The organism is Streptomyces sp. GS7 (genome assembly GCF_009834125.1).
Lineage (GTDB): Bacteria > Actinomycetota > Actinomycetes > Streptomycetales > Streptomycetaceae > Streptomyces.
The window spans coordinates 6,176,784-6,201,181 of record NZ_CP047146.1 but is presented as its reverse complement, the minus strand read 5'-3'; the positions used below and the strand labels follow the sequence as shown (position 1 = coordinate 6,201,181).

Sequence of the window (24,398 nt, the reverse complement as noted above, 5' to 3'; positions counted from 1 at the left end):
CCTGAGCCGCTCAACTCCCCTGCTGCTCACGCCACTTGGCGGCCAGCTCGTCGATGTCGAACGGGACGAGGTTGAGCGGCGGCCCGTCCAGCGGCGCGGCCAGCGCCGCCCGGATCCGGTCGTTGATCTCCGTCAGGATCCGGCGCAGCGCGGCCTCGCTCGGCGCCCGGTCGGCGGCGGCCAGCGCGTCCTCGGCCTCCTTGCGCAACGCCAGGCTCGCCGGCAGCAGCGAGAGGTGCTCGCGGCTCATCTTCTCCTTGATCCACCACATCTCGTCATAGGGCCGGTCGAGGTGGGGGAGGGGCTTGCCGAACCCGTCGAGATCTTCGAACGCGCCGCGCTCGGCCGCCTCGCGGATCTGCTTGTCGGTCCAGCTCTCGAAGCTGATACCCGGGGGTTTGCGCTCGGTCATCGTGTGCGTCTCCCGAGAGTGCGGGGCCGGTTCGGTCCTCGTCCCCACCGTAGCGCGACGGGCTCCGCCGGAGGTCAGCTGGCCGGGCTCGGGCTGCCGGCGACACCCCCGGTCCCGCCGGTGTCGGTCGGGGTCGGCTGCACCACCGGGAAGGCGTTGTTGCCGCCGCACACCATCGGGCCGACCCGGACGCTCCCGCCCACCAGGGTCACGACGACCTGGCCCGGCGGCTTGTTGCCGGGGACCCGGGCGTTGGCGGCGGTGCACACCAGCTGGTTCATCGAGGCCGGGTCCAGCAGCTTGGCGTTCACCGGCAGGGTGATCACGACCGTGCCCGGACCGGTGTCGGCGGTCACCGGCCCCGGGAACTTCGGCACCACACTGGAGAGTCCGCGCATCCGCTCGGCGTGGTTCGGCCCCTGCATCAGCAGCTGGATCGCCTCCCCGGGGTCCACCGGAGCCTTCGCCGGGCGGGTCGCCGAGCGCAGCCCGGACGGGCCGTAGAAGAACAGCTGGACATTGTCCGCGGGCCGGCCCGGGGACTTGACGCCGGTCGCCGGTTCACCGGCGTCGATGACGTCGGTGGGCTCGATACCGCAGCCGGCCAGCACCCCGGCGAGCACGGCGCCCAGGGTGCCCAGGACGATCCGCCGGGCCCTCGTGGCGGGCACGGCGCGGCGGGCGATCACGGTACGGAGGGCGGTCATGCGGTGTCGTTCTCTTTCCCGGCCGCGGGGCGCTCGCCCGCCGGGCCGTCTTCCTGGTCGTCCTGCGCGGTGTCCACACGGTCGCCGCCGGCGGGGGGCCCGCCGGCGGTCGGGCGGTCCGCCCCCGGCGAACCGTCCGGTGTCGCCCCGTCCGGTGCGGCGCCGTCCGGTGCGGTGTCGTCCCGTACCGGGGCCGGCCGCACCGGCAGCTCCACGGTGAACACCGCACCGCCGTCGGGGGAGTTGGCGGCGCGCAGCGTGCCGCCGTGCAGTCGGACGTTCTCCTGCGCGATGGCCAGCCCCAGCCCGCTGCCCTCCGACCGGGCGCGCGCCGAGTCCGCCTTGTAGAAGCGGTCGAAGACGTGCGGCAGCACCTCGGGGGCGATCCCGGGGCCGCTGTCGCGGATCTCGATCAGCAGCCGGCCGGCGCCGGGCTCCGGCGCGTGCAGCACCACCCGGACCGGCTCCCCGCCGTGGTGCAGGGCGTTGCCGACGAGATTGGCGACCACCACGTCCAGCCGCCGGGGGTCGAGCCGGGCCCGCACGTCGGCCGCCAGCTCGGCCGCGACCCGCTGCTGCCAGGCCCTGGCCTGGAGGGTCTTGCGGATCGTCTCGGCGACATCGACCTCGTCCAGATGGAGCGCCGCGGCCCCGGCGTCGAACCGCGAGACCTCCATCAGGTCCTCCACCATCCGCACCAGCTTCCCGGTCTCCTGGCTGATCAGCCGGACCGCGGAGGCGGTGTCCGGGTCCAGTGAGTCGGCGTCCTCGTCCAGCACGTCGGTGACCGCCGCCATCGCCGCCAGCGGCGTGCGCAGCTCGTGCGAGACATCGGCCGCGAACCGCCGGGAGTTCGCCTCCATCCGGCGCAGCTCGGCCATGCTCTCCTCCAGCCGCGCCGCCATGTCGTTGAACGTCCTGGACAGATCCGCGAGTTCGTCGGCGCCCTTGACCTCCAGGCGGGTGTCCAGCTTGCCCTCGGCGATCCGCCCGGCGGCCTGCCGCAGACCCCGTACGGGCCGCAGCACCCCGCGCGCCGCGACCAGCGGCAATATCACGGCCAGCGCGAACGCCGGCAGTGCGCCGCCGCGCGCGGCGCTCACCAGCGCCTCGACATTGGCCTCCTCGGCGCTCAGCGGCAGCTGCGCGTACACCGTCAGCGCGGACGCCGCACCGTCCGACTGGCGCACCGGCATCCCGATCAGCAGCCAGGGGTCGCCGTCGCGGTCGATGCGCTGGAAGACCGGCACCCGGCGCTTCTCCACCGAGTTCTTGAAGTCCGTCGGCACCGCCATCTCGCGCCGCAGCCCGCCCTGGTCACTGTCCGGGACGCCGTTGTAATGCACGGTGATGTCCCAGTCGCGGGACTTCCCCGACCGCTCCAGCTGCACCCGGAAGAAGTCCAGGTCCGACTGGGACGGCGGCACCGCCAGCTCCGGTGCCAGCGAATTGACCTGGGCGCGCAGGTCGTTGACCGCCCCGTCCTGGGACCGCTGGAGGATGGCGTTGCGGGCCTCGCGGTAGGTCAGCCCCGCGGTGGTCAGCGCACTGACCGCGGCCACGAGCAGGAACGCCACCACGAGCCGGGCCCGCAGTCCGCGCGGCACGGAGAGCGCCGGCAGCAGACGGCCCAGGCGCCCCGGGCGGCCCGTGCGGTTCACAGTGGCCCGAAGCGGTAGCCGAACCCGCGGACGGTCTGGACGTAGCGGGGGCTGCGCGGGACGTCCTCTATCTTCGTCCGCAGCCGCATCACACAGGCGTCCACCAGCCGCGCGTCGCCGTGGTAGCTGTGCTCCCAGACGTGCTCCAGCAGTTGCTGGCGGCTGAAGACCTGTCCCGGGGTCGCGGAGAGGAACAGCAGCAGCTTCATCTCGGACGGCGCCAGCGCCAGGTCCTGGCCGCCCTTGGTGACGACCAGACCGGCCCGGTCGATGGCCAGTTCGCCGTAGGTCTCCACAGGAGAGGGCCCCGGCTCGATGGCCGGGGCGCCGTCGGCGGGCAGTGCCGTACGCCGCAGCACCGCGCGGATCCGGGCCTCCAGGACCTCGCCGCGGGCCGGCTTGACGATGTAGTCGTCGGCACCGGCCTCCAGCCCGAGCACCACGTCGAGGTCGTCGCCGCGGGCGGTGAGCATGATGATCGGCAACTGCCGCTCGGCGCGGATCAGCCGGCAGATCTCGAAGCCGTCTTTACCCGGCAGCATCAGGTCCAGCAGTACGATGTCAGGGCGGAAGCCAGGCAGTGACGCCAGCCCTTCCTCGCCGCTCGCAGCCGCCGCCACCTCGTGGCCGCGCCGCCGCAGTGCGAGGCTCACTCCGTCCCGCACGGCGGCGTCGTCCTCGATCAGAAGTACTCGTGGCATGGGTCCAGTATCAATAAGTTTCATGATGGATCCGTAACAGGCGCATCCTGTCCCGAGTCCTGTGCATCTGTGGGGGTGTGGGCGGCGACAGTGCGAGGGCGCAGGCACCGCCGCCGAGGTAGGCAGACCAGCAGAGCATACGAGGGCGGGATCGAACATGGCAGGGCGCTTCGGGGCGGGACGGCGGTTCTTCGGGATAGAGAGCGGCATCATCGGCGTGACCACGGCGGCCGTGGCGTCACTGGCGGTTGCGGGGGCCTTCGCCTTCCTCCAGCCCGGTGCCACCGCCAAGGCCGAGGCCGACACCGTTGATGCCGCGAAGGCCGCCCAGCCGGCCCGCAGCGCACCCGTCGACCCGTCGATCGTGCACGCCTCGGACCGCCCGGGCCGCAGCCTGAACATCACCATCGACGACGGCCCGGACCCGGTCTGGACCCCGAAGGTGCTGGCGGTCCTGAAGAAGTACGACGTCAAGGCGACCTTCTGCATGATCGGTCCGCAGGCCAAGGCGCACCCCGACCTCGTCAAGAAGGTGGTCGCCGGCGGGCACCGGCTCTGCGACCACACCGTCAGCCACAACACCGCCATGGACCACCGGTCGGAGAAGTACCAGTCCGAGCAGATACTCGGCGCCCAGAAGATGATCGAGGACGCGGCGGGCGGCGCCAAGGTCGACTACTACCGCGCCCCGGGCGGCGCCTTCACCCCGTACAGCCGCAAGCTGGCCGCCGATCACGGCATGCGCCCGCTGGGCTGGAACGTCGACAGCAAGGACTTCGAAGGCGGCAGCGTCGCCAAGATAGAGGCGACCGTCCGCGGCGAACTCCGCAACGGCCCGACCGTCCTCTTCCACGACGGCGGCGGAAACCGCGCCCGGACGGTCGCGTCCCTGGACAGCCTGCTGCCGTGGATGAAGCAGCAGGGCTACGGCTTCGGCTTCCCGCAGCGGTAGCTCCCGGCGGACGGTGCGCGGGGCCGGGCGGCCGGCGCACCGCGGCTGGTACGGATATGCGGAACGGGCCGGTGACACCGGCCCGTTCCGCATATCCGTACCAGCGGGCGAACTCCGCCTCAGCGGTCCCCGTTCGCCGCCGTGCCCCGACGGGAGCGGCCCGTCACGCCGAGCCGAACAGCTCCGCCAGCCCGCGCTCCACGCCCAGGTACTCCTGCTCGCGTCCGGCCGGCACCGCCTCGTACGAGCGGGCCAGGAACCGCCGGACGTCCTCCGTCCTCAGCTGGACCATGGCGATGCCCTCGTCCGCGTGGAACTCCATCACCGTGCGCTCCGGACCCGACGGCCGCACCCGTACGTCGCCCCGGCCGGCCGGCATCCGCAGCCCCTCGGCGAGCAGTTCACGCGCGAACGCCCAGTCCACCGCGGCGCCGTCGAGCGAGATCTCCGGTGGGAAGGACATCCGCACCGCCAGCGGATCGGCGCGCTGGTAGTGCAGCACCGCGGGCACCGCATGCGAGCCGAGCGAGGTCGCGAGGAGGCGGACCTGGACGGCTTGGTCGATGGCGGTGTTCATCGCGGCTGCTCCTCACGGCTGTCGGCGCACGGGTCATGGGCACGGTCATCCAGTAGGACGCTGTGCCCGCGCCTGCCGTGCACGCGACAGGGGTGTGATCTGCGTCATGCCGGCCGAGATCGTCCGGAACCCCGCAATCCGGATCTCCGTCAGGACGGGTGCACCAGGAACTCGTCCAGGATCCCCGGTGCCACCGCCGCCGCGAATCCCGGAGCGTCGGCTTCCGCGAGGTCCGGAATCCGATAGCCGTCCTCGCCCGCCGCGACCGCCGCGGTGAGCGCGACCAGGCCGGTCCGGCGGGTGAACGGCGACGTGGTCAGCGTCCAGGCCACGACGGCCTCGCGCCGCAGGGCCAGGGTGTCCCGGCTGAACGTGCCCGACCGGGTGACCAGGTAGCGGCCGGCGATCCCGTGCCCCAGATTCCGGTACGCGTCCCGCGCCAGCCACAGCACGACCGGCGTGCTCAGCACCGCGTAGATCCACGCCGCGTGCAGCAGGACGGGAGTGAACGCCGCTCCGAGACCCGCGAGCAGGACGGTCCCCGGCAGCACCGCGAACACCAGCCCGCGGACCCGGCGCCGCCGCAACGCGACCCGCGGGTGCGGCAGCAGCTGCACGCCCTGCCGGCCGTACGGCGGCTCCGCGTCGGGGAACGGGGAGCACAGCGTCCCGCTCGCCACCCGCACCGCCTCCCCCCGGGGCGCCGGCGGCAGCAGCCCGCTGCGCTTGCGGTTCTCCTCCTTGTCGCCCAGGCCGCCCGCCACCGCCCGGACCGTCGCCCCGCCGCCGGCCCGCAGCAGCAGCGGCTCGCGCAGCAGCACCCCGCGCAGCCGGGCGCGCTCGATCGTCACCGACCGGGTGGTGAGCAGCCCCCGCCGCACCTGGAGCGTCCGCGCGTCGGACCACTCCAGGCAGTAGCTCCACCAGTTCTCGATGTACAGGACGACCGCGCCCACCGACCCCAGGGCGATGACCGCCAGCAGCGCCGCGGGAATCGTCAGCCACAGCATCCCGTTGCCGAACTCGGTGAACGCCCGCTGCACAAAGCCCAGTTTCCAGGGCTCGATGCCCATCTCGTGCAGCGCCCGGTAGACCGACCCGGCCGCCACGAACACCCCGCCGACGACCCAGAACGTCAGCGGCGCGTACCGCAGCCAGCGCCAGCTGATCCGCGCCAGCACCGGATCCTCGGCGACCTCCCCGGCGCCCGCGCGCGCCAGCAGCTCCGTACGCAGCCGGTCGGCCTCGGCCACCGTGAGGGCCTCCAGCGACAGCTCGCCGGAGCTCTCCCCCGAGCCCGCCGTACCGGCCCGCAGGACGGTGACCCCCAGCAGCCGGTGCAGCGGTGTCGCGGTCAGGTCGACGGTGCGGATGCGGTGCAGCGGCACGCTGCGCAGCCGCCGGGTCAGCAGCCCGCTGCGCACGTCGAAGGTCTCCCCGGTGACCCGGAAGTCCGTACGGGCCCAGCGGATCAGCCCGAGCGCGGTGACCACGGCGAACGAGGCGGCGACGGCGGCGAGCGTGATCCAGGCACCGGGGCTGATCCGGCCGCCGGTGGCCAGTGCGGTCAGCGCCAGCGAACCGAGCGGCGCGCCCATCCAGCCGCAGTGCACCAGCAGCGTACGGGCGTCCAGGCGTCGCCACTCGGGGGCGGGCGCGGCGGCGGTGGCCGCCGGTGAGTCGGAGTACGGGCCGGGACCCTGCGGGGTGCTCACGCGGCATCACCCGGCACGTCCTGCGCGACCTCGCCGATCCGCCGGGACAGCTTCTCCGCGTCCGCGCACGACAGGCCCGCGATCTTGATGTCGCCCGCGGTGGAGGCGGTGGTGACGGTCACCGTGGCCAGCCCGTACCGCCGCTGTATCGGGCCGCGCACGGTGTCCACGGTCTGCACCCGGGACAGCGGCGCGATCCGCCGCTTCTGCCAGAGCCAGCCGCCCGCCGCGTAGACCGCGCGGTCCCCCAGCTCCCAGGCGTGCACCGCGTACCGCCAGCGCGGCATGACCACGAGATAGCCCACCGCCGGCAGTACCAGCACGACCAGCAGCAGCGGCCCCAGCCATGACAGCGCGCTCGGGAAGAACAGGAGCGAGAGCACCGCCATCACGAGCGCGGTCAGCAGCATCGGGCCGCTGAGCGTCAGCAGCGCCTGGACCCGCCACCAGCTGCGGGCGCGGGGATCGACGCGGTGGCGGGGCGGGCGCAGCAGCGGGCCGGCGTGCTCGGGCATGAGGGGTCACCGTTTTCCAAGTCAAACGTATTGAGTGGCGGTACGTTATAACGGTACAAGCGACTTGTAAAAGCGGGCCGGTCACCGACGGGCGGCGTGACGGCAGGCCGCACCACGCAACAACGAAGGGAGGCCGCCCGTGCCCAAGAAGGTGGATCGCGAAGCCAGGCGGCAGGAGATCTCCGCGGCGCTCTGGCGGATCGCGAGCACCCGGGGCATGGACAGCGCCAGCCTGCGCGATGTCGCCGCCGAGGCCGGCATCTCGCTCGGCCGGCTCCAGCACTACTTCCGCACCAAGGACGAGATGCTGCTGTTCGCCCTCCGGCACATCAACCGGCTGGCCACCGACCGCATCCGCGAACGCATCGAGGCCCTCGACGAGGAGCCCACGCCCCAGGCCGTGCTGCGCGCCTGCCTGTCCGGCATGCTCCCCCTCGACGAGGAGAGCCGGACCGGCCTCCTGGTCGGCGCCGCCTACTACTCCCGCGCCGTCCACGACCCCGCCCTGGGCGCCGAGGCCCGGGACGGCATCCCCAAGCTCCGCGCCTTCTTCGCCGATCAGCTGCGGCTGGCCGCCGACCGCGGCGAACTGCCGCCGGAACGGGCCACCGAGGACGAGGCGATGCTGCTGATCAGCCTCACCGACGGCCTCGCCACCTACGTCCTGCTCGGCGTGCACGGCCCGGACGACGCGCTGCGCATCCTCGACCGCCACCTGACCGGACTCTTCGGCGACCGCACCCCACCGGGGGACGGCCCCCGGGACGACATCCCGTAACACCGATCGGGAACGCTGCTCGGGGGCGCCGCTCGGGAACACCACGTGGGGACGCCGCTGGGGAGCGCTGCTCTGTAACGGTGTTCCCGAGCGGCAACGGCGTTCCTGCACGATCCGGAACGGTGACCCAGAAGGGCGTTCCCGAACGGCACTCCAGAACCGCGTTCCCGAACGATGTTCCGGCCATCTGCGACCGGCGGTGGACTTGACCTCTGGCGGAATACCGGAACCCGCTCGACGTGTTCCCGCCGTCTGCCATCCTGACGTCCGACCGTCGCGCATGACCTGCACCCCGCCACATCCGGCCGGGCGTTCACGCGCGTCACCAGCAGGACCAAGGGGAGGCGGCAATGCCGTACATCGGTGAGATCTGGCGGGTGGAGCGAGGCCCGGACATGGTCGGTGAAATCACCGTCACCCAGGCGGACTTCCCCTGGCTGAACGGCCGCTTCGCCCCCGGCCCGGCCTTCGCCGAACTGGAGCCGCACTTCACCCGCGAACTGGCCCTCCTCGACACCATCGACGACGACCCGACCGCCTGGGAGGACGCCTACAGCCGCGCCGCCGACGGCGTGCGGCTGGTGGCCCCGGCCGGCCCCGTCGCCGAGTTCCTGCTGCACATCGAGGACGACGCCGCGTGGTTCCGCTGGAGCGACGAGCCGTTCGCGGGGTAGTGGAGGAGTCCAGCCCGGGGGAGTGAGGAGTCCGCTCCAGGAGAATGAGGAGCCCGGTCCGGGTGGAGCGGCGGAAGCGCGCCGGAGTGGCAACAGGACTGCGAGGCCGCGGGCTGCGAGGAGTGGCCGCCCGCCCTCCCCGCCGGGGCCCGCGGAGGCCCGCAGCCCCCCGTCACTCCATCAGGCTCCCCAGCCGACCCTCCAGCACCACCAGCAACTCACCCAGCGCCGCGGACAGTTCCTCCTGCCGCTCGTCCCCGATGCCGGCCAGCAGCGCCGCCTCGTAGCGCAACTGCTCGGGCAGCAGCCGGTCGATGGTCTCGCGCCCTTCCGCCGTGAGCGACAGATGCGCGACCCGGCGGTCCCGGTCGTCGGGCCGCCGGCTGATCAGCCCGCGCTCCTCCAACTGCCGTACGCGCTTGGTGACCGCCGCCCCGGAGGCGAACGTCTCGCGCGCCACCCGGCCCGGTGTCAGCTCACGGTCCATCCGGCGCAGGGTGCCCAGGATGTCGAACTCGGGCCGGGTCAGCCCCGCCTTCCGCAGCGGCGCGTCGGCGGCCTGCTGGAGCAGCGCGGAACAGCGGTTGAGCCGCCCGATCACCGCCATCGGGCCGGTGTCCAGCCCGGGATGCACCTGCTGCCACTGGCGGAGCACCCCCGCGACGATGTCCTCGGTCACCCGCACTCTCCTCTCGGCACCTTCGTACCGCCCCAATCCCGGCAGCGTCGTACGGCCGTACACCCCGCACACCGGCCATGCCGTACGGCCGTCCGCCCGGTCCTGGCGACGGCCCTGTCCTCATTGTGCCTGCCATCCGGCACCCGCCGCCGGGCCGGGCGGACGTGCGCGTCAGGCGGCCAGCGCGGGCGCGGACAGCCGCCGGACCAGGCCCGCCAGCGTCCGGTGCCCCTGCTGCTCGGCGCGCGCGATCCGCTCCTCGGGCAGCGCCCGCTGCCACCACTCGCCGGCCGCCACATCGACCGCCTCCCGCAGCTCCACCAGGCACCCGGCGAGCCGGTCGCGCGCCCAGCCCGCCTCCCGAGCCTCGTCCGCCACCAGGTCCGACGCCCAGGACGTCCCCGGCCCGGGCACCGTCCCCGGCCCTGTTTCCGGCCCCGCGGCCAGCAGCCGGGACGCCGCCGCCTCGGCCTCCGCCAGCCGCTCCAGCGCGCCGTCGATACGGTCGGCGGCCCGCCGGTTGGTGACCAGCACACAGCAGGCCAGCCCGACCGCCGCCCCCACCACGGTGTCGATCCACCGGTCGGCGACCAGCGCCGACGCCGGCAGGTGCCTGCCGAACTCGGTCAACAGCAGCGCCATGGGCGTGACACACACCGAGCCGAGCCAGTAATTCCGGGTGATCGTGGCCTCCGCGCCGAGCTGGAAGGCCAGTGCCAGCGCGATCATCGTCAACCGCCCGGTGTGGATCAGCGGCAGCAGGGCGGTGAACAGCACCAGCCCCAGCAGGTTCCCGAGGGTGCGCTGCACCGCGCGCTGCCAGGAGAGCGTGGTGTTGGCCTGGTAGATCGACGCCGCCGTCACCACGGCCCAGTACGGATGCCCGACCCCCACCGCCATCGACGCCCAGCCCGCCAGCACGCATCCCACCGCCACCCGCGCCCCGACGGGCAGCAGCGGCGAACCGGGCGCGAGGCGCGCGAGCACCGCCCGTACACCGTGGTGGTGCCCGGGGGCGGGGCGGCGCAGACAGGGGGAGGGGGGAACGAGGCGGTCGCCGGTGGGCGGGGCGGCGCGGAGACCGCCGGCGGCACCGCCGATGCCGGCCTCCGCCGCCACCCCGGCCAGCTCCTCTGCCTGGGCCGCGGACAGCGGCACCTCGGGCACCGGCCGCCCACTCCGCAACTCCCGCGCCCACCTGCCGAAGCGCTCCGCCGCGGCCTCGGCGCCGCCCGGCGGATCCGCGTCCCCCAGCGCCGACTCGGCCTGAGCCAGCAGCCGTTCCAGCCCCGCCCGGGCCGCCGCGTGCTGCGCCGTACGCACCGGAACAAGGAACAGTGTGTGCCACGCGGCATTCACCGCCGCCGCGGTCGCATGCCGGGCCTGCGCCACCCCGGCCGGATCGGTTCCGCGAGCCGTTCCCGTCCCCGCCGCCCCGTCGCCGGCGGCCCCGGCCCCCGTACGCAGCAACCCGGCCGCGGCCTCCAGCGCCCGCGCGGTGGCGATCCGCTCCGGCCCCCGCGGCCGTACCAGCGCGGGCGCCATGCACACCAGCCACGCGAACGCCCCGGCGCCGAGCGCCGGCGCCAGATGCGCCGGCACCTCCGCGAGCCGCTGCGGCACGAAGAACGCCGACGCCGCGATGAACGTCAGGATCAGGTTCCCCGGCGGCCCGATCCGCGTCGCATCGCACACCATCTTGTGCACCGCGGCCATCAGGGACGCCAGCACGACCAGCACCGCGGCCGACCCGACCAGCGACGCCGCGGTCAGCGCGACGGCCAGGCTCGCGACCATCCCGAGCACCACCCACGACAGCGTCCGGGCCCGCGCCGCGTACGGCAGCCCGTGCGCATACAGCGCGCACATCGCGCCCGCGGAGGTGTAGAGCACCAGATCCAGCCGCCCCAGGGCGAACAGCGTCAGATCGGGGACCGCCATCGCCACCACCGCACTGAGCGCCGGCTTGTGCCAGATGTCGACGGGCCGCCGCAGCCGCACCGTGCTCCGGACCGGCAGCGGCCGGACCCGCACCGCACCCGGCAGCCCCGCCTCCGGCGCGCCGGACGCACTCTCGGGGTACTCCGAGTGCTCCGCGTTCTCCCCGTGCTTCGGGGCCTTCGGGTGCTCCGCGTTCTCCGAGTCCTTCGGGTCCTTCGGGTCCTTCGGGCTCTTCCTCGGCTTCCTCGTGAGCGCGGCAGGCTTGGCGTGCTTCCCCATAGCCAAAAGGTTAGCAGGTGTTTTACAAGTAAACGATATGCCGCCCGTGGCCGATCAGCGGCGCGCGACAATAGCCACGTGCCAACCGCCAAGAACACCAAAGCGACCCCCGCGCCCACCTCCCCCGACCGCCGCCGCGAACTCCTCTCCATCGCGGCCGAGGTGTTCGCCGACCAGGGCTACAACGCCACCACCGTCCGCCGTATCGCGGACCGGGCCGGAATGCTCGCGGGCAGCCTCTACTACCACTTCGACTCCAAGGAATCGATGGTGGACGAAATCCTCGCCACCTTCCTGGACGAACTGTGGGCCGGCTACGACGCGGTGCTCGCCGCGCACCTCGGCCCCCGCGAGACCATCGAGGCCCTGGTCACCGAATCGTTCCGGGAGATCGACCGGCACCGCGCCGCCGTCGCCATCTACCAGAAGGAGGCCCGGCACCTCGCGACCCAGCCCCGCTTCGGCTATCTCACCGATTCCCAGCGGAAGTTCGAGAAGGCATGGCTGGGCACGCTGGAACGCGGCGTCACCGAAGGCGTCTTCCGCGGCGACCTCGACATCCGGCTGACCTACCGTTTTCTGCGCGACACCGTCTGGGTCGCCGCGAGCTGGTACCGGCCACAGGGCCGGCACAGCCCCGAGGAGATCGCCCGCCAGTACCTCTCCATGGTTCTCGACGGCATCACACTGCGCGCCTGAGCCGCGGGACCGTGGCTCCCGTCTCAGGCGGCTGCCCTGGGCGAGTGTACGTCCTCGACGGGGCCTGCCCGTCCCGCCGTGGAACGGTTCGGCAGTCGGAAAGGGGCTCGCCGGGAGCGGTGGGGCGTACGCGGGGAGGGTTGGTGTGTGCGGGAAAGGAGCCTTCCAGGGAAAGACCCTTCCGGGGCAAGGTCCCTCCGGGGCAAGGTCCTTGTGCAGGGAGGTGCTCGCTAGAAGGACCGGGTGCTTCGAAGGGGGAACGGTGGCCTTGAAAGGGGCCGGGTGCCCCGAAGGGGAACGGGCGCCTGGGAAGGGAAGATCGCGTCGGCGAGGAAGGCGCGGCCGTCAGCAGGGAACGGTCTTGACGTACAAGGCCCGCGGTCCCGCAACCGTCCCGTACCGCACGTCCTTCGTGGCCCCCTGCGGCAGCCTGCCGTGCGGACCGGCCCGGTGCGGGATGACGATGGTGTAGCAAGCCGGCCGCTTGGCGCACAGATTCGTCAGGCGTACATAGCGCTGCTGGCCCAGGTCGAAGAACTTCCGCACCTTCACACACCGCGGCACCTGCTCGGCGGCCACCGCCTCCGACGCCACGGACAGCGTCAGCGACGCCGCGCACGCCGCACCCGTCAGCGCCATGGCAACGATCTTCCGCATGTGATCTCTCCCCCCGACAGCGCCGGCAGTCCCGGTGGCCCGGCGCTCACCGCCGGCCTCGATGTCCCTGCCGTCCTGGCTGTTCGTGCTGCTTCTGATGGAAAACTCCCCCAACGGGGACGGGCAGGCCGACCACCCCGGCCCTGCGACGGATGTCCCGTGGCTCCGCCCCATTCTGCATAGGCAGCCGCCGGAATTCAGCCCTGGCAACCCCACGACAGCGCATCAGAAGCGCAACAGCGACACTTCCGCAACCGGACCGCGCCCGCAATCGGGGAACCGAAACGGCCTGATACGGGGCGTACTCGTCACATCACCCCAGGGGCACACCAGGCCCCGCCCCATCCTTCCCCCCCCGCCTACCCCGCCCCCCTCCCCACCCCCCTCTCGCTCAATCGCCCGCGGACGGTCGAGCCGTCACCACCTTCAGGCCCCGGTCCGCGAACTCGCGGCGCGTCGACTCCTTCGCCCCGCCGTCCGTGATGAACGTGTCGAAGACATCCGCGTCGCCGACCCTGGCGAAGCAGCGCTCACCGATCTTCGACGAGTCCGCGACCACCACCGCACGCCGGGAACGCTCGGCCATGAGGCGGTTCACCCGGGCTTCCGCCTCGTCGTGCACCGTCGCCCCCATCATCGGGTCCATGCCGTTGGCCCCGATGAACGCGATGTCGATGGAGATCTGCTGCAGTACCAACTCACTGAACGGGCCCACCAGTTCAAACGACCGCGAGTGTGCCACGCCGCCCGTCAGGACGATCTTGATCTGTGGGCGCACCGCCAGCTCATTGGCGATGTTGAGGGAGTTGGTGACGATCGTCAGATGCGGTTGCGGCCCCGCCTCCGCGAAGTCCGGACGGGTGGCGAGCGCCCGGGCGATCGCGGTGGTCGTCGTCCCGCCGCTCAACCCGACGACATCCCCACGCTCGACCAGCTTCGCCGCCGCCTTCGCCACCGCCTCCTTCTCCGCCGACCTGTGTGCGTGCTTGTACCGAATCGGAAGGTCGTACGCCACCGAGCTGAGCACCGCCCCGCCCCGGGTGCGGGTCAGCAGCTGCTGCTCGGCGAGGGCATCCATGTCGCGCCGCATCGTGGCAGCCGAGACCTCCAGCTCGGTCGCCGCCTCCTCGACATCCACCCGGCCTCGATCCCCGAGCAGCTCAAGCAGTGCGTTCATTCGTTCATGGCGCTTCATGGCGCGAGCCTAATTCGTTTCCACCGACCGCGGTGCGGGCCGAGCGATGCCCCTCGCGCCCCCCGCCCCGGCTATCCCGGGGCCCCGCCTCCATGACGCCGTACCGACGCCCCCACCACCCGAGCCGGAACCGAACACCTCATCCCTCACCGGTCTTCCTCCTCACCGGCTTTTGCCGCCTGCTTGCGCCGGATTCCTCCCGCTCGCCCCTCCCGCTCGCCGGTTCCTCACCCCCGGGCCGTTACCCCGGCTGCACGCAGATCGGGGACCGTCTCCGGGGTGCCCAGTACGCCCAGCAGTCGTGCCGCCTCCTGAGCGACTGCTTCCCGGGCCGGCTTGACGTACTTCCGGGAGTCGACGAGGGCCGGGTCGGCGTCCAGGGTGCGCCGTATCGAGTGGGTGAAGACGGAGACCAGATGCGTGGAGATGTTGATCTTCGTCATTCCGGCGGCGATGGCGCGCCGCAGTTCGTCGTCCGGTACGCCGGACGAGCCGTGCAGCACCAACGGCACCGGCAGGGTCGCGCGCAGCGCCGCGATCAGGTCCTTGTCCAGTTCTGCGGTGCGCTCGTGCATGGCGTGCGAGGAGCCGACGGCGACGGCGAGCGCGTCCACCCCGGTGGCGCGGACAAAGGCCAGGGCTTCGCCGGGGTCGGTGCGTACGCCCGGGGCGTGCACCCCGTCCTTCCCGCCCACCTTGCCGAGCTCTGCCTCGACATAGACGCCCCGGTCGTGGCACCAGGCGGTGAGCGCGGCCGTGGTGGACACGTTCTCCTCGTAGGGCAGCGCCGAGGCGTCCACCATGACCGAGCCCGCACCGGCCGCGACTCCCTGGTGGACCAGTTCGGCGTCGGTGATGTGGTCGAGGTGTACCGCGATCCGGGCGGTGGAGTGCTCGGCGAGGGCGAGCGTGGCACGGGTGATGGGCAGCAGGCTGCCGTGGTAGCGGATGCAGTTCTCGCTGATCTGGAGGATCAGCGGGATGTCCGTGCGTTCGGAGGCGGTGACGAGCGCCTCGGCGGTTTCGAGATGGATGACGTTGAATGCCGCGGCACCGACCCCCGCTTCGCGTGCGGCGTCGACGATGGCCGAGGTGGGGACTAGAGGCATGAGGGCCTGACTCCCTTGTGGAATGGGTGAGTTGGTGGGGGAAGGAGGGTGGGGAGGGGACGGAGGCGTGGGGAGGGGAGAGGGGGTGGGCTAGGACGCGGCCGGTTCGTGGAGCATCACCGAGCGGGTGAGGCTGCGCGGGTTGTCGGGGTCCAGGCCGCGGGCGCGGGCCCGCTCCAGCGCGACTCGGTGCACGAGCACCAGGTCGGCGAGCGGATCGCGGGCATGGCACACGAAGCGCGCACCGGTCCGAGCGACATCGGCCTCCAGTCCCTCCGGCGCCTGGCCGAACAGCCAGGTCACCCGGCCCGGAGCAGCTATCGCGATGGGGCCGTGGCGGTACTCCATCGCGGGGTAGGACTCCGTCCAACTCTGCGACGCCTCGCGCATCTTGAGAGCGGCTTCATTGGCCAGGCCGTACGTCCAGCCCGTGCCGAGGAACGAGAACTGCTCGGCGTCCACCCACTCCTTCTCGATCGGCGCCGCAAGCGCTTCCTCGGCGTCGCGCACTGCCCGGGTGACGTCCTCGCCGACATGCGCGCGCAGCAGCGTCAGCGCCGTGGTCGCGAAGCGGGTCTGCACGACGGACCGCTCGTCGGCGAAGGGCAGTGCGACCGTCTCGTCCGAGAGGGTGACCGCCGGCGTCTCCGGATCGCCGATGATCGTCACCGTCGGGATCCGCCCCTTGACCGCTTCCAGTACGCGCAGGACCTCGGTCGTCGTCCCCGAGCGCGTGATGGCCACCACCGCGTCGTAGCCGCGGTGGTGGCCCAGGAACGCCTCCGAAGCGGGGAACGGGTCCGTCACCCCCAGGCCGGCGCCTTCGCGCAGTGCCGCGTACGACTGCGCCATGAACCACGAGGTCCCGCATCCGATGACGGCCACGCGCCGGCCGGCCGCGGGCAGGGGGCCGCCGGCGGCGCCGATCCGCGCGGCCTCCCGCCAGGTCTCCGGCTGACTGTGCAGCTCCTGCTCCATGTACGAGGTCTCGCTCATGACCTGCCCTCCCGTGATCGTGTGGTCGATTGTGATGCGTGAAAATGCAAGATTGTGGTTTGTTGCAATCGACTCTACGCAGTCTTGTCGCGCTGATCCATCCCTCGTGCGGGTGGATGCAGCAGAGGGGAGCGCGGACTGGTGGTGGGTTGTCTTGCCGTGTGGGTTGGAGGTGGGGCGGGAACGGGTATGGCGAAAAGCAGGTGATGGACTGTTGACAGCTGCGTGAAACGTGCCTGATATTCGCAAGATCAGTCATGCAGGCTCGTCCACGGCCCGTGACGCAGTGCCCCGAGACTCCGCACGCAGCTCCGCAGAAACGCAGCAAGGACGTTCCGCCGCACAAAGGACTCCGTATGTCCACTGCCCCGCTCTCCGCGACACCCCCGCCGCAGCCGTCGTCCACGACCGCGCGCCGCACCGGCCGGCTGTTCGCGCTCACCGGCGCCGTCGTCGGCGTCATCTACGGCTATGACACCGGCAGCATCTCCGGTGCCCTCGTCTTCCTGAGCAAGGACTTCCACCTCACCGAGACCGAAAAAGGGCTGGTCAACAGCGTCCTGGTGTTCGGCTCGATTCTCGGTGCGCTGATCGGCGGCAAGCTTGCCGACGCGCTCGGCCGCAAGGCCGCAATGCTCATCGTCGCCGGCTCGTACGCGGTGTTCGTCGCACTGTCCGCCGGCGCCCCCAATGTCGAGACGCTCGACGCGGTCCGGTTCCTGCTCGGCGTCGCCATCGGCATCTCGATCGTCGCCGCCCCGCTCTATGTGGCCGAATCCACCCCGGCCCGTATCCGGGGCGCCTCCGTGGCCGCGTATCAGGTGGCGACCGTCGTCGGCATCGTCATCACCTACTTCGTCAACTGGGGCCTGTCCGGAGGCGGTCACTGGCGCTGGATGCTCGGCCTCTCCGCGATCCCCGCGGCACTGGTGATGATTCCGCTGCTCCGCCTGCCGGACACGCCCCGCTGGTACGTCCTCAAGGGACAAACGGAACGGGCCGTCGAGGTCATGGCGACGACCGACCCGGACGTCGATCCGCGCGCCGAGGTCGCCTCGGTGCAGGCCGCACTCGCCGCGGAGAGCGGCGGCTCGGTGCGCTCGCTGCTGCGCAAGCCGTATGCCCGTGCCGCGTTCTTCGTCGTCGGCCTCGGCTTCTTCTGCCAGATCACCGGTATCAACGCCGTCACGTACTACAGCCCGCAGATCTTCGAGGAAATGGGCTTCACCGGCAACGGACAGAACTTCCTGCTGCCGTCGTTCGTCGAACTCGCCTCGCTGGCCGCGGCGGTGCTCGCCATCCTCATCATCGACCGCATCGGCCGCCGGGTGGTGCTGCTCTGCGGGATCGGCACGATGGCGGTGATGCTCGCCGTCCTGACCGTGGTCTTCGGCATGGGAGACCTGCACGGTGCCACCACGTGGGTGGGCTTCGGCGCGATCCTCCTGTTCACCGCCGCCTTCAACTTCGGCTTCGGATCGCTGATCTGGGTCTACGCGAGCGAGGCGTTCCCCGCCCAACTGCGCTCCACGGGAGCATCGGTGATGCTCACCGCCGACCTGGTGGCCAACCTGCTGATCGCCCAGTTCTTCCCCTCCCTCATGGCCAGGGCGGGTGCCGCAGCGACCTTCGCCGGTCTGGGCGTGCTCGCGCTCGCCGCCCTCGTCTTCGCCGCGTTCACCGCCCCCGAGACCAAGGGGCGCCACCTGGAGGAGATTCAGGAGTACTGGCGCAACGGCGGGAGCTGGCCCGACACTTCCGTGCCCGGCCCGGTCGGCGCCGGACCGTTCGACAATCCGGCCGCGTCGTCTCCCTCGACTCCATAAGGTGACCGCATGGGCGTCTTCTCCTGAGCTGACGGACAGCGAACGCGTTCGCGTCTCCCACCCGACGACGGCCGCCGGGTGCTGTCCGCCTGCCCTCCCACCACTGCTCAGGAGTCATCGCCCATGCCGTTCTCCGCGTCCGCCGCGCATCGCGAACCAGCCGTCCCCGGCCGCCCGTCCGATGCCGCGTCCGGCCTCCAACGGGGGCGGCGACAGCCGTCTCGACCGCCGTATCGAGCGCCTGCGGGAGGCCGCGCGGGCCGACCGGCGGCCGGACGGCGTGCTGCTGTACGGGTCGTGGACGCTGGGGGAGGCCGACGACCACTCGGACATCGCGGCGTACCTCTTCGTCCGCGACGAGGCGGAAGCGGGCTTCGAAGGGCGGGAATTCGTCCGCCGGTTGGCGCCGTTGAAACTGGCGTACACCAACATGTACGGCGTTCTCGCCGTGGCCTTCGACGACCTGATGCGCGGTGAATTCCATGTCGAGGCCGCCGGGCCGGGGTCGCCCGGGTCGTCACCTGGCGGGGCATGATGCATCTGCCCGACCCCGACGCGGCCGTGTTGCTCGACCGCAGCGGACGGCTGACCGCCGCGGCCCGCACGCTCGCCGATCACTGCCCGCCCGACCCGCTGACCACCGCCCAGCAGCTCACCGACGAACTCACCAACTGGACGCTGATGCTCGCCCACGTGCCGGCCCGCGGTGAGACGGCCCGCGCCCACGCACTGCTGCACACCGTCATCGCCCCGCAGCAGCTCCGGCTGTGCCGGCTGCTGCGCGGATCGACCGTGCACTGGCCGACACCCAGCCGGGCGCTGGAAGCGGATCTTCCGGCACATGACGTCGAGAGGTACACAGCGACCACCGCGCCCGCCCGCCGGCCGGACCTGCGGATCGCCGCGCGGCGGAGCCGGCAGTGGAGCAGGGAGCTCGCGGTGGAGGCGGCGGCCCGGTGGGGCACGGTATGCCGCGGCGGACTGCACGACGAGATCGGCACGCTGCTGAACGCCCGTGACGGTGGACGGACGGCGTAACCCCCGGACAGCAGGTGGCCCGGCACCACCGGGGTGAACCGGGGGCCGGGCCGTGCTGCGTGGGGCGGTATCTCAGGACGGCAGCTGCTCCCGGTACCCCTCCAGGGCCGGAGCGGTCTTCGTCGCGACGAACTCGGTGATCCGGTACTCGCAGACCCCGGCGACGACGAACGGGTCCGCGGCGGTGATCTTCTCGACTGCCGCACGGTCGATCCCGGCGGCGAGGATCACGCCGCCGTTGCGCGGGTTCTTGCGGCCGGAGGCGATGAAGTGCCCGGCGGCGTACTCCTTGTCCAGCCACTCCACGTGGTCCTGGAGGGCGGCGTCGACGCGTTCGAGGGGCGCGGTGTAGGTCAGTTCCAGTACGAACATGGCTGCAATATACGAGGCGGGGGTGCACGTCGCGGACCTGCCCTGCCGGGCGGGGAAACGCGCAGGCCGGAGGGGATGGGGCGGGGCGCTGAGGGGCCCTGCGGTCCCGTTGGGGGCTTCGGTAGCGTTGCGGTCACCATGGACACTTCCGGAATCATCTCCCGCGACGACGAGCTGCGGCACTGGCCGACGGACGAAGCCGGGGCACGCGCGGTCCAGGACCGGTTGCGGACCCGTGTACGGCTCGACGAGCCCGGCCCCGAACCGGGTTTCGAGGGCACCGTGGTCGGTGTGGACGTCGCCTACGACGACGCGCGCGACGTGGTCGCCGCGGCGGCCGTCGCCCTCGACGCGCGGACGCTCGCCGTCGTCGACGAGGCCACCGCCGTCGGCCCGGTCTCCTTCCCGTACATCCCGGGGCTGCTCGCCTTCCGAGAGATCCCCACCGTGCTGGACGCGCTCGCCCGCCTCGCCCGCACGCCCGGCCTGGTGGTCTGCGACGGCTACGGGCTGGCGCACCCGCGGCGCTTCGGTCTCGCCAGCCACCTCGGAGTGCTGACCGGACTGCCCACCATCGGCGTGGCCAAGAACCCGTTCACCTTCCGGTACGCGCCTCCGGGGCCGGAGCGGGGCGACACCTCGCCCCTCCTGGACGACGGGACGTCCACGGAGGAGCCCGAGGAGGTAGGACGTGCGCTGCGCACCCAGCGGGGCGTCAAGCCGGTGTTCGTGTCCGTAGGGCATCGCGTCGACCTCGACCGGGCGTGCGCGCATACGCTCCGTCTGGCGGCCTCCTACCGGCTTCCGGAGACGACCAGGGCCGCCGACTCCCTGTGCCGGCGGGCCCTCGCGGGCGCCTGACGGCCCGGCCGCCCGCTACCGCCGGACCACCCGGAAACCGATCCCGGCGTCCTGGAGGCGGCGGGTCAGCGCGTCTCCCATGGCGACCGCGGTCGTCACCTGGCCCGACGTCTCCGGCAGGTCGTCGAAGGCCAGGCTCAGAGCCGACTCGGCGAGCATCTTCGCCGTCTCGTCGTAGCCGGGGTCGCCGCCCGCGACCTCGGTGACCAGCTGCTCCCCGCCTCCCGAGGCGACGAAGCGCACCCGGAACCAGCTGCGTGCGCGCCGCTCCTCACCGGGCCCCGCGCCCGGTTCCAGACGTCCCGACAGCCAGCGGCGGGCGGGCGGCACCTGGGCCAGAGCGCACACCGCACCGGCGCCCAGGGCCGCTCCCGCGGCGGTCGGCAGCCGGCGCACGGCCGCGTAGTGGCGGTAGCGGAAGTCGGGCCCGTAGCGGTCGAGGGCGGCGGCCGAGCGGGCGACGATCTGCGGGTCGACGGTCGGCAGCGGGATTCCCCAGGTGCCGGTTTCGGCGCTCCGGAGGGGCGGCCCGAACGGTGCGCGTACGGTGCGGCCGGCGGGCCGCGGTTCCACCCGACGGCGCTCCCGGGCGACCCGCGCCATGGCGGCCGGGCGCGAGACGGCGGTCAGTGCGGAGGCGAGGGTTCCGCCGGAGAAGGCCCCGTTGGTCCGCACGAAGCCGTCGATGCGCAGCGGGACGCCCTCGGGGAGCAGCCCCACCGTGTAGTGCACCCCCAGGTCGTGCGGAACGGAGTCGAAGCCGCAGGCGTGGACGATGCGCGCCCCGGAGGCACGGGCCGTCGCATGGTGGCGGAGGTACACGCGGTCGATGAACTCCGGCTCGCCCGTGAGGTCGAGATAGTCCGTGCCGGCCGCGGCGCAGGCCGCGACCAGGGGCTCGCCGCGGAGCAGGTAGGGGCCGACCGTGGTGGCCAGGACCCTGGTGGCGGAGGCGAGGGCGTGCAGCGAACCGGGGTCGGCGCTGTCGGCCGTCAGAAGCGGGAGGCCGGCGCAATCCGGGTTGATCGCGGCCAACCGGTCGCGCAGCCGCTCCAGTTTGGCGGTGCTGCGTCCGGCGAGCGCCCAGCGGCAGTCCTCGGGGGCGTGCTCGGCCAGGTATGCGGCGGTGAGCGCGCCCGCGAACCCGGTTGCTCCGTACAGGACGAGGTCATGGGCCCGTCCGGAGGTGTCCTGCGGTCGCATGGTCCGTCCTCTCGGGGTGACCTCCGGACCCTAGGGAGCCTCGGGCGCCCCGTCAACGACCAGCGGTCCCGGCCGGGTTGGCGGCCCGCCCCGTTCAGGCGCCGGGGCTTGACGCGGTGGGGGAGCGGGATCAGATTCGTCGGTGACATGGGATATCCGATGTCCGGGTTGCCGGTTACGGACGGAAGAAGGCGTCGGGCGGCTGCTGGAGGAGGGCGGGCCCCTGTGATGGCGCATCCTGCGGACGGCCCCCGTCGGACGGGGAGGCGGCGCTGGTACGAGGAGGTCACCCCGCGTCGGTGGAAGGCGATGTTCGCCGCCTGGATCGGCTATCTCCTCGACGGTTTCGACTTCGTGCTGATCACGCTGGTGCTGACCGAGGTCGCGGGTGAGTTCCACCTGGACACCGCGACCGCCGCCTCGCTCGTCTCCGGCGCGTTCGTCACCCGCTGGCTGGGCGGTGCGGTCCTGGGCGCGCTGGGCGACCGCCACGGCCGCAGGGCCGCCATGGTCGCCGGCATCCTGCTGTACTCGCTGGGCACCTTCGCCTGCGGATTCGCCTGGAACTACACCAGCCTGTTCGCCGCCCGGCTGGTGATCGGCCTGGGCATGGCGGGGGAGTACAGCGCGAGCGCGACGTACGTGCTGGAGACCTGGCCGGTCCGGCTGCGCAACCGGGCGTCGGGATTCCTGATCTCCGGTTACGCGGGCGGAACGGTCCTCGCGGCCGGGCTCTACGGCTGGGTGGTCCCCTCCTGGGGCTGGCGCCCGCTGTTCTGGATCGGGGTCCTGCCCGTCCTGGTCGCCCTATGGGTGCGCAGGTCGCTGCCGGAAGCCGGCGACTGGCAGGCGGAGATCGGCGGCGCACCGGCCGGCGGACCGGAGCGGCATCCGGAACGCCCGAATCCGTTCCGCCCGTTGTTCACCGGACGCGTCCGCGGCTGGGCCAACACGGTGCTGGCGGTGATCGCGTGCGCCGCGCTGCTCCGCGTCTTCACGCCCGCCGGCGCGGGACATGCGCTCTGGCCGGCCGCCGCCGCGGCGCTGTGCCTGCTCGCGTTCGCCGGGCAGCTCGGCGGGCGCCGGGGAGCGCTGCTGTACGTGTCCCTGACGGTGACGGTGTTCTGCGCGTTCCTGTACAGCTGGCCCCTCCAGGCGCTGCTGCCCACGTACCTGAAGACCGAGCTGGGCTACGCACCGGGGCAGGTCGCCGACGTGATGTCCGCCGCGGGCCTCGGCACGATGGCCGGCTGCTGGCTGGCGGGGTTCACCGGCGACCTGCTCGGCACCCGGCGGGCGTACGCGTACACCCTGCTGGCCTCGTTGGCGCTGGTCTTCCCGGTGTTCGCGGTTCGCGGGAACCTCGTGGGGCTCGGGGTCCTGCTCTTCGGGCTGCTCGCGCTCAGCCAGGGCATCTCCGGCATCCTGCCGAAGCACATCGCGGGCCACTTCCCGACCGTGACCCGCGCCGCGTCCCTGGGATTCGTCTACAACGCGGGCGCCCTGGGCGGTGCGGTGGCACCGGTGCTCGGGGCGCGGCTGGCCGAGGGCATGCCCCTGGGGCGGGCCCTGGCGGTGCTCACCTTCGGGCTGACGCTGGTGGTCGTCGTCCTCGTGGGCGGCGATGTTCCGCGGAGGCTGGGGCGGCTGGTGGACCGTCAGCTGACCGGAGACCACCTTGCGCCCGAGCCCGGGGACCGGGGCGCGGGAGCGGGTGCCGGTCCGGGGGAGGCGTCGCCCGGCGCGGCATGAGCGACCGGACGGATGCCCGCGCCCCATGAGGAGCGGCCCGTCCTCATTCGGTGCTGTCGGACTGCCGCCCCAGCGCCACCCCGCGCACCCCCTCCAGCTCGGTCAGCGCCTCGACCAGGGGGTGCGCGGAACCGTTCCCCTCCAGGCGGAGCAGTACCTCCGCCGGGACCCAGGCGTCGCCCGTGCCGTTCTCCACCTGGACGTCGGTGACCCGGAAGCCGCTGCCGGTGCACAGCTCCAACATCCGCCCCAGCAGTCCGTTCTGCGACCGGTAGGACAGGCGCAGCTCGACCCGGTCGAAGGACCGCCCCGACCCGATCCGTTCCGAGACCTTCGAGAAGCCGCGCACGATGAGGAAGTGCACCGCGGTCGCGCCGACGGCCAGCAGCGGCAGCCCGCCGCCGCACGCCATGCCGATGGCGCAGGTCAGCCAGATGGTCGCGGCGGTCGTCAGCCCGCGGACCGCGTCCTTCCTGACGAAGATCAGTCCGCCGCCGATGAAGCCGATACCGGAGACGACCTGCGCGGCTATCCGGGACGGGTCGAGGGTGACGCCGTCCATGCCCAGTACCGATCCGAAGCCGTGGATCGACACCTCCATGAACAGCGCGCTGCCCACGCCGACGAGGGTGTGGGTGCGCAGCCCGGCACTCTTCTGCCGGGCCTCGCGCTCCAGCCCGATCAGTGAGGACAGCAGCAGGGCTATCGCGAGCTCGGCGAACTGCCGCAGCCCCTGGCCGTCGTGGACGTCGAACAGTGTGGTGGCGAGGTGTGACATGGCCGCATTGTCCCTCCGCCGGCCCGGCGTTCGGCGCTGCGCGGGCCGTTGTCAGTGGTCGCGGTTAGCGTGGAACGCGATGGGTGGCGCGGGCGTACGCGCGGCCCGCCGGGAGGCACCGCGGCCGGTGCCGGACGGGGGAACGGACGTGGAGGCAGGCATGGCGAGGACGGCGGGACCGACGGCGCAGCCCCGCCGCTGCATAGCCCCGGGGGAGTTCATCGCCGAGTGCGGCGGGGGATAGCGGCGCGGCGGAGGCAGGCGCGCGAAGGCCCGCGACGGCGATGGCAGTTGAGCATCGTCGGCGTGGGCTTTTCCGGT

Annotated in this window: 25 protein-coding genes; 9 read left to right on the top strand and 16 right to left on the bottom strand. The window is 72.5% G+C overall.

Features of this window, described 5'->3' with window-relative positions; all coding sequences use genetic code 11:
• Positions 1–10: 10 nt before the first annotated feature.
• From GR130_RS27020 to GR130_RS27005, 4 genes are all read right to left on the bottom strand, one after another.
• Entirely contained in the window at positions 11–412 is a 402-nt protein-coding gene (locus GR130_RS27020) for a J-domain-containing protein (protein WP_159507120.1), read from the bottom strand.
• Positions 413–486: 74 nt separating this feature from the next.
• On the bottom strand, positions 487–1,119 hold the full coding sequence (locus tag GR130_RS27015) for a hypothetical protein (protein ID WP_159507119.1): 633 nt from the start codon (positions 1,117–1,119) through the stop codon (positions 487–489).
• The gene (locus GR130_RS27010) at positions 1,116–2,780 is read right to left on the bottom strand and encodes a sensor histidine kinase (protein WP_159507118.1); all 1,665 of its coding nucleotides are present in this window, start codon (positions 2,778–2,780) and stop codon (positions 1,116–1,118) included. Before GR130_RS27010 ends, GR130_RS27015 begins: the two co-directional genes overlap by 4 nt.
• Positions 2,777–3,481, bottom strand: a complete 705-nt coding sequence (locus tag GR130_RS27005; RefSeq protein WP_159507117.1) for a response regulator transcription factor — start codon at positions 3,479–3,481, stop codon at positions 2,777–2,779. The genes GR130_RS27010 and GR130_RS27005 overlap by 4 nt, the downstream gene beginning before the upstream one ends.
• A gap of 157 nt (positions 3,482–3,638) precedes the next feature.
• Here GR130_RS27005 and GR130_RS27000 point away from each other — a divergent pair, with 157 nt between their 5' ends.
• Positions 3,639–4,433, top strand: a complete 795-nt coding sequence (locus GR130_RS27000; protein WP_159507116.1) for a polysaccharide deacetylase family protein — start codon at positions 3,639–3,641, stop codon at positions 4,431–4,433.
• A gap of 163 nt (positions 4,434–4,596) precedes the next feature.
• On the opposite strand, the gene GR130_RS26995 is transcribed toward GR130_RS27000, so the two are convergent.
• The 3 genes from GR130_RS26995 to GR130_RS26985 all read right to left on the bottom strand — a co-directional run bounded on the left by GR130_RS26995 (position 4,597) and on the right by GR130_RS26985 (position 7,240).
• Entirely contained in the window at positions 4,597–5,010 is a 414-nt protein-coding gene (locus GR130_RS26995) for an SsgA family sporulation/cell division regulator (RefSeq protein WP_159507115.1), read from the bottom strand.
• Between the two features lie 149 nt (positions 5,011–5,159).
• Positions 5,160–6,725 carry a PH domain-containing protein gene (locus GR130_RS26990; protein ID WP_443043671.1) on the bottom strand — a complete coding sequence of 522 codons (1,566 nt, stop codon included), beginning with the start codon at positions 6,723–6,725 and terminating at the stop codon, positions 5,160–5,162.
• On the bottom strand, positions 6,722–7,240 hold the full coding sequence (locus GR130_RS26985; protein WP_159507114.1) for a PH domain-containing protein: 519 nt from the start codon (positions 7,238–7,240) through the stop codon (positions 6,722–6,724). Before GR130_RS26985 ends, GR130_RS26990 begins: the two co-directional genes overlap by 4 nt.
• A 139-nt stretch (positions 7,241–7,379) precedes the next feature.
• Between GR130_RS26985 and GR130_RS26980 the strand changes: the two genes are divergently transcribed.
• Both GR130_RS26980 and GR130_RS26975 read left to right on the top strand, forming a co-directional pair.
• Positions 7,380–8,018, top strand: a complete 639-nt coding sequence (locus tag GR130_RS26980; protein ID WP_159507113.1) for a TetR/AcrR family transcriptional regulator — start codon at positions 7,380–7,382, stop codon at positions 8,016–8,018.
• A gap of 350 nt (positions 8,019–8,368) precedes the next feature.
• Positions 8,369–8,692: a hypothetical protein gene (locus GR130_RS26975; RefSeq protein WP_159507112.1), complete on the top strand. Its 324-nt coding sequence runs from the start codon at positions 8,369–8,371 to the stop codon at positions 8,690–8,692.
• A gap of 172 nt (positions 8,693–8,864) precedes the next feature.
• Here GR130_RS26975 and GR130_RS26970 read toward each other — a convergent pair whose 3' ends face one another.
• Together GR130_RS26970 and GR130_RS26965 are read right to left on the bottom strand one after the other, a co-directional pair.
• The gene (locus GR130_RS26970; RefSeq protein WP_159507111.1) at positions 8,865–9,371 is read right to left on the bottom strand and encodes a MarR family winged helix-turn-helix transcriptional regulator; all 507 of its coding nucleotides are present in this window, start codon (positions 9,369–9,371) and stop codon (positions 8,865–8,867) included.
• A 171-nt stretch (positions 9,372–9,542) separates the two neighbouring features.
• Positions 9,543–11,591 (bottom strand): FUSC family protein, encoded by a 2,049-nt coding sequence (locus GR130_RS26965; protein ID WP_236573522.1) that lies wholly within the window; start codon positions 11,589–11,591, stop codon positions 9,543–9,545.
• Positions 11,592–11,669: 78 nt separating this feature from the next.
• Here GR130_RS26965 and GR130_RS26960 point away from each other — a divergent pair, with 78 nt between their 5' ends.
• Complete coding sequence (locus GR130_RS26960) at positions 11,670–12,290, top strand: TetR/AcrR family transcriptional regulator (RefSeq protein ID WP_159507110.1); 621 nt, start codon at positions 11,670–11,672, stop codon at positions 12,288–12,290.
• A 345-nt stretch (positions 12,291–12,635) separates the two neighbouring features.
• Here GR130_RS26960 and GR130_RS26955 read toward each other — a convergent pair whose 3' ends face one another.
• From GR130_RS26955 to GR130_RS26940, 4 genes are all read right to left on the bottom strand, one after another.
• Positions 12,636–12,947: a hypothetical protein gene (locus GR130_RS26955; protein WP_159507109.1), complete on the bottom strand. Its 312-nt coding sequence runs from the start codon at positions 12,945–12,947 to the stop codon at positions 12,636–12,638.
• A gap of 391 nt (positions 12,948–13,338) precedes the next feature.
• Positions 13,339–14,142 carry a DeoR/GlpR family DNA-binding transcription regulator gene (locus GR130_RS26950; RefSeq protein ID WP_159507108.1) on the bottom strand — a complete coding sequence of 268 codons (804 nt, stop codon included), beginning with the start codon at positions 14,140–14,142 and terminating at the stop codon, positions 13,339–13,341.
• Between the two features lie 227 nt (positions 14,143–14,369).
• The gene (locus GR130_RS26945; RefSeq protein WP_159507107.1) at positions 14,370–15,251 is read right to left on the bottom strand and encodes a class II fructose-bisphosphate aldolase; all 882 of its coding nucleotides are present in this window, start codon (positions 15,249–15,251) and stop codon (positions 14,370–14,372) included.
• 90 nt (positions 15,252–15,341) lie between these two features.
• Positions 15,342–16,247, bottom strand: coding sequence for an SIS domain-containing protein (locus tag GR130_RS26940; protein ID WP_159507106.1), 906 nt, complete (start codon positions 16,245–16,247; stop codon positions 15,342–15,344).
• Positions 16,248–16,504: 257 nt separating this feature from the next.
• On the opposite strand from GR130_RS26940, the gene GR130_RS26935 reads away from it, so the two are divergent.
• From GR130_RS26935 to GR130_RS42045, 3 genes are all read left to right on the top strand, one after another.
• Positions 16,505–18,073: a sugar porter family MFS transporter gene (locus tag GR130_RS26935; protein WP_159507105.1), complete on the top strand. Its 1,569-nt coding sequence runs from the start codon at positions 16,505–16,507 to the stop codon at positions 18,071–18,073.
• Positions 18,074–18,254: 181 nt separating this feature from the next.
• Positions 18,255–18,608 carry a hypothetical protein gene (locus tag GR130_RS42050; RefSeq protein WP_443043670.1) on the top strand — a complete coding sequence of 118 codons (354 nt, stop codon included), beginning with the start codon at positions 18,255–18,257 and terminating at the stop codon, positions 18,606–18,608.
• Positions 18,605–19,111: a hypothetical protein gene (locus tag GR130_RS42045; RefSeq protein ID WP_443043669.1), complete on the top strand. Its 507-nt coding sequence runs from the start codon at positions 18,605–18,607 to the stop codon at positions 19,109–19,111. Before GR130_RS42050 ends, GR130_RS42045 begins: the two co-directional genes overlap by 4 nt.
• Positions 19,112–19,183: 72 nt before the next feature.
• Here the strand turns inward: GR130_RS42045 and GR130_RS26925 are convergent, their stop codons facing one another.
• On the bottom strand, positions 19,184–19,483 hold the full coding sequence (locus tag GR130_RS26925) for a YciI family protein (RefSeq protein WP_159507104.1): 300 nt from the start codon (positions 19,481–19,483) through the stop codon (positions 19,184–19,186).
• 138 nt (positions 19,484–19,621) lie between these two features.
• Here GR130_RS26925 and GR130_RS26920 point away from each other — a divergent pair, with 138 nt between their 5' ends.
• Complete coding sequence (locus tag GR130_RS26920) at positions 19,622–20,344, top strand: endonuclease V (RefSeq protein ID WP_159507103.1); 723 nt, start codon at positions 19,622–19,624, stop codon at positions 20,342–20,344.
• 15 nt (positions 20,345–20,359) lie between these two features.
• Here the strand turns inward: GR130_RS26920 and GR130_RS26915 are convergent, their stop codons facing one another.
• The gene (locus GR130_RS26915; protein WP_159507102.1) at positions 20,360–21,547 is read right to left on the bottom strand and encodes a saccharopine dehydrogenase family protein; all 1,188 of its coding nucleotides are present in this window, start codon (positions 21,545–21,547) and stop codon (positions 20,360–20,362) included.
• Positions 21,548–21,775: 228 nt separating this feature from the next.
• Between GR130_RS26915 and GR130_RS26910 the strand changes: the two genes are divergently transcribed.
• Positions 21,776–23,299, top strand: coding sequence for a sialate:H+ symport family MFS transporter (locus tag GR130_RS26910; protein ID WP_159507101.1), 1,524 nt, complete (start codon positions 21,776–21,778; stop codon positions 23,297–23,299).
• Between the two features lie 43 nt (positions 23,300–23,342).
• Here GR130_RS26910 and GR130_RS26905 read toward each other — a convergent pair whose 3' ends face one another.
• Positions 23,343–24,077 (bottom strand): MgtC/SapB family protein, encoded by a 735-nt coding sequence (locus tag GR130_RS26905; RefSeq protein ID WP_159507100.1) that lies wholly within the window; start codon positions 24,075–24,077, stop codon positions 23,343–23,345.
• Positions 24,078–24,398 lie beyond the last annotated feature (321 nt).

Bases quoted from the DNA above. Each gene is read 5' to 3' on its own strand.
- GR130_RS26925 (WP_159507104.1), bottom strand. From the start codon at position 19,483: ATGTTCGTACTGGAACTGACCTACACCGCGCCCCTCGAACGCGTCGAC.
- GR130_RS27005 (WP_159507117.1), bottom strand. From the start codon at position 3,481: ATGCCACGAGTACTTCTGATCGAGGACGACGCCGCCGTGCGGGACGGA.
- GR130_RS26965 (WP_236573522.1), bottom strand. From the start codon at position 11,591: ATGGGGAAGCACGCCAAGCCTGCCGCGCTCACGAGGAAGCCGAGGAAG.
- GR130_RS26910 (WP_159507101.1), top strand. From the start codon at position 21,776: ATGGCGCATCCTGCGGACGGCCCCCGTCGGACGGGGAGGCGGCGCTGG.
- GR130_RS27015 (WP_159507119.1), bottom strand. From the start codon at position 1,119: ATGACCGCCCTCCGTACCGTGATCGCCCGCCGCGCCGTGCCCGCCACG.
- GR130_RS26955 (WP_159507109.1), bottom strand. From the start codon at position 12,947: ATGCGGAAGATCGTTGCCATGGCGCTGACGGGTGCGGCGTGCGCGGCG.
- GR130_RS26995 (WP_159507115.1), bottom strand. From the start codon at position 5,010: ATGAACACCGCCATCGACCAAGCCGTCCAGGTCCGCCTCCTCGCGACC.
- GR130_RS26920 (WP_159507103.1), top strand. From the start codon at position 19,622: ATGGACACTTCCGGAATCATCTCCCGCGACGACGAGCTGCGGCACTGG.
- GR130_RS42045 (WP_443043669.1), top strand. From the start codon at position 18,605: ATGATGCATCTGCCCGACCCCGACGCGGCCGTGTTGCTCGACCGCAGC.
- GR130_RS26950 (WP_159507108.1), bottom strand. From the start codon at position 14,142: ATGAAGCGCCATGAACGAATGAACGCACTGCTTGAGCTGCTCGGGGAT.
- GR130_RS27020 (WP_159507120.1), bottom strand. From the start codon at position 412: ATGACCGAGCGCAAACCCCCGGGTATCAGCTTCGAGAGCTGGACCGAC.
- GR130_RS26915 (WP_159507102.1), bottom strand. From the start codon at position 21,547: ATGCGACCGCAGGACACCTCCGGACGGGCCCATGACCTCGTCCTGTAC.
- GR130_RS26945 (WP_159507107.1), bottom strand. From the start codon at position 15,251: ATGCCTCTAGTCCCCACCTCGGCCATCGTCGACGCCGCACGCGAAGCG.
- GR130_RS26975 (WP_159507112.1), top strand. From the start codon at position 8,369: ATGCCGTACATCGGTGAGATCTGGCGGGTGGAGCGAGGCCCGGACATG.
- GR130_RS42050 (WP_443043670.1), top strand. From the start codon at position 18,255: ATGCCGCGTCCGGCCTCCAACGGGGGCGGCGACAGCCGTCTCGACCGC.
- GR130_RS26935 (WP_159507105.1), top strand. From the start codon at position 16,505: ATGCAGGCTCGTCCACGGCCCGTGACGCAGTGCCCCGAGACTCCGCAC.
- GR130_RS27000 (WP_159507116.1), top strand. From the start codon at position 3,639: ATGGCAGGGCGCTTCGGGGCGGGACGGCGGTTCTTCGGGATAGAGAGC.
- GR130_RS26940 (WP_159507106.1), bottom strand. From the start codon at position 16,247: ATGAGCGAGACCTCGTACATGGAGCAGGAGCTGCACAGTCAGCCGGAG.
- GR130_RS26985 (WP_159507114.1), bottom strand. From the start codon at position 7,240: ATGCCCGAGCACGCCGGCCCGCTGCTGCGCCCGCCCCGCCACCGCGTC.
- GR130_RS26905 (WP_159507100.1), bottom strand. From the start codon at position 24,077: ATGTCACACCTCGCCACCACACTGTTCGACGTCCACGACGGCCAGGGG.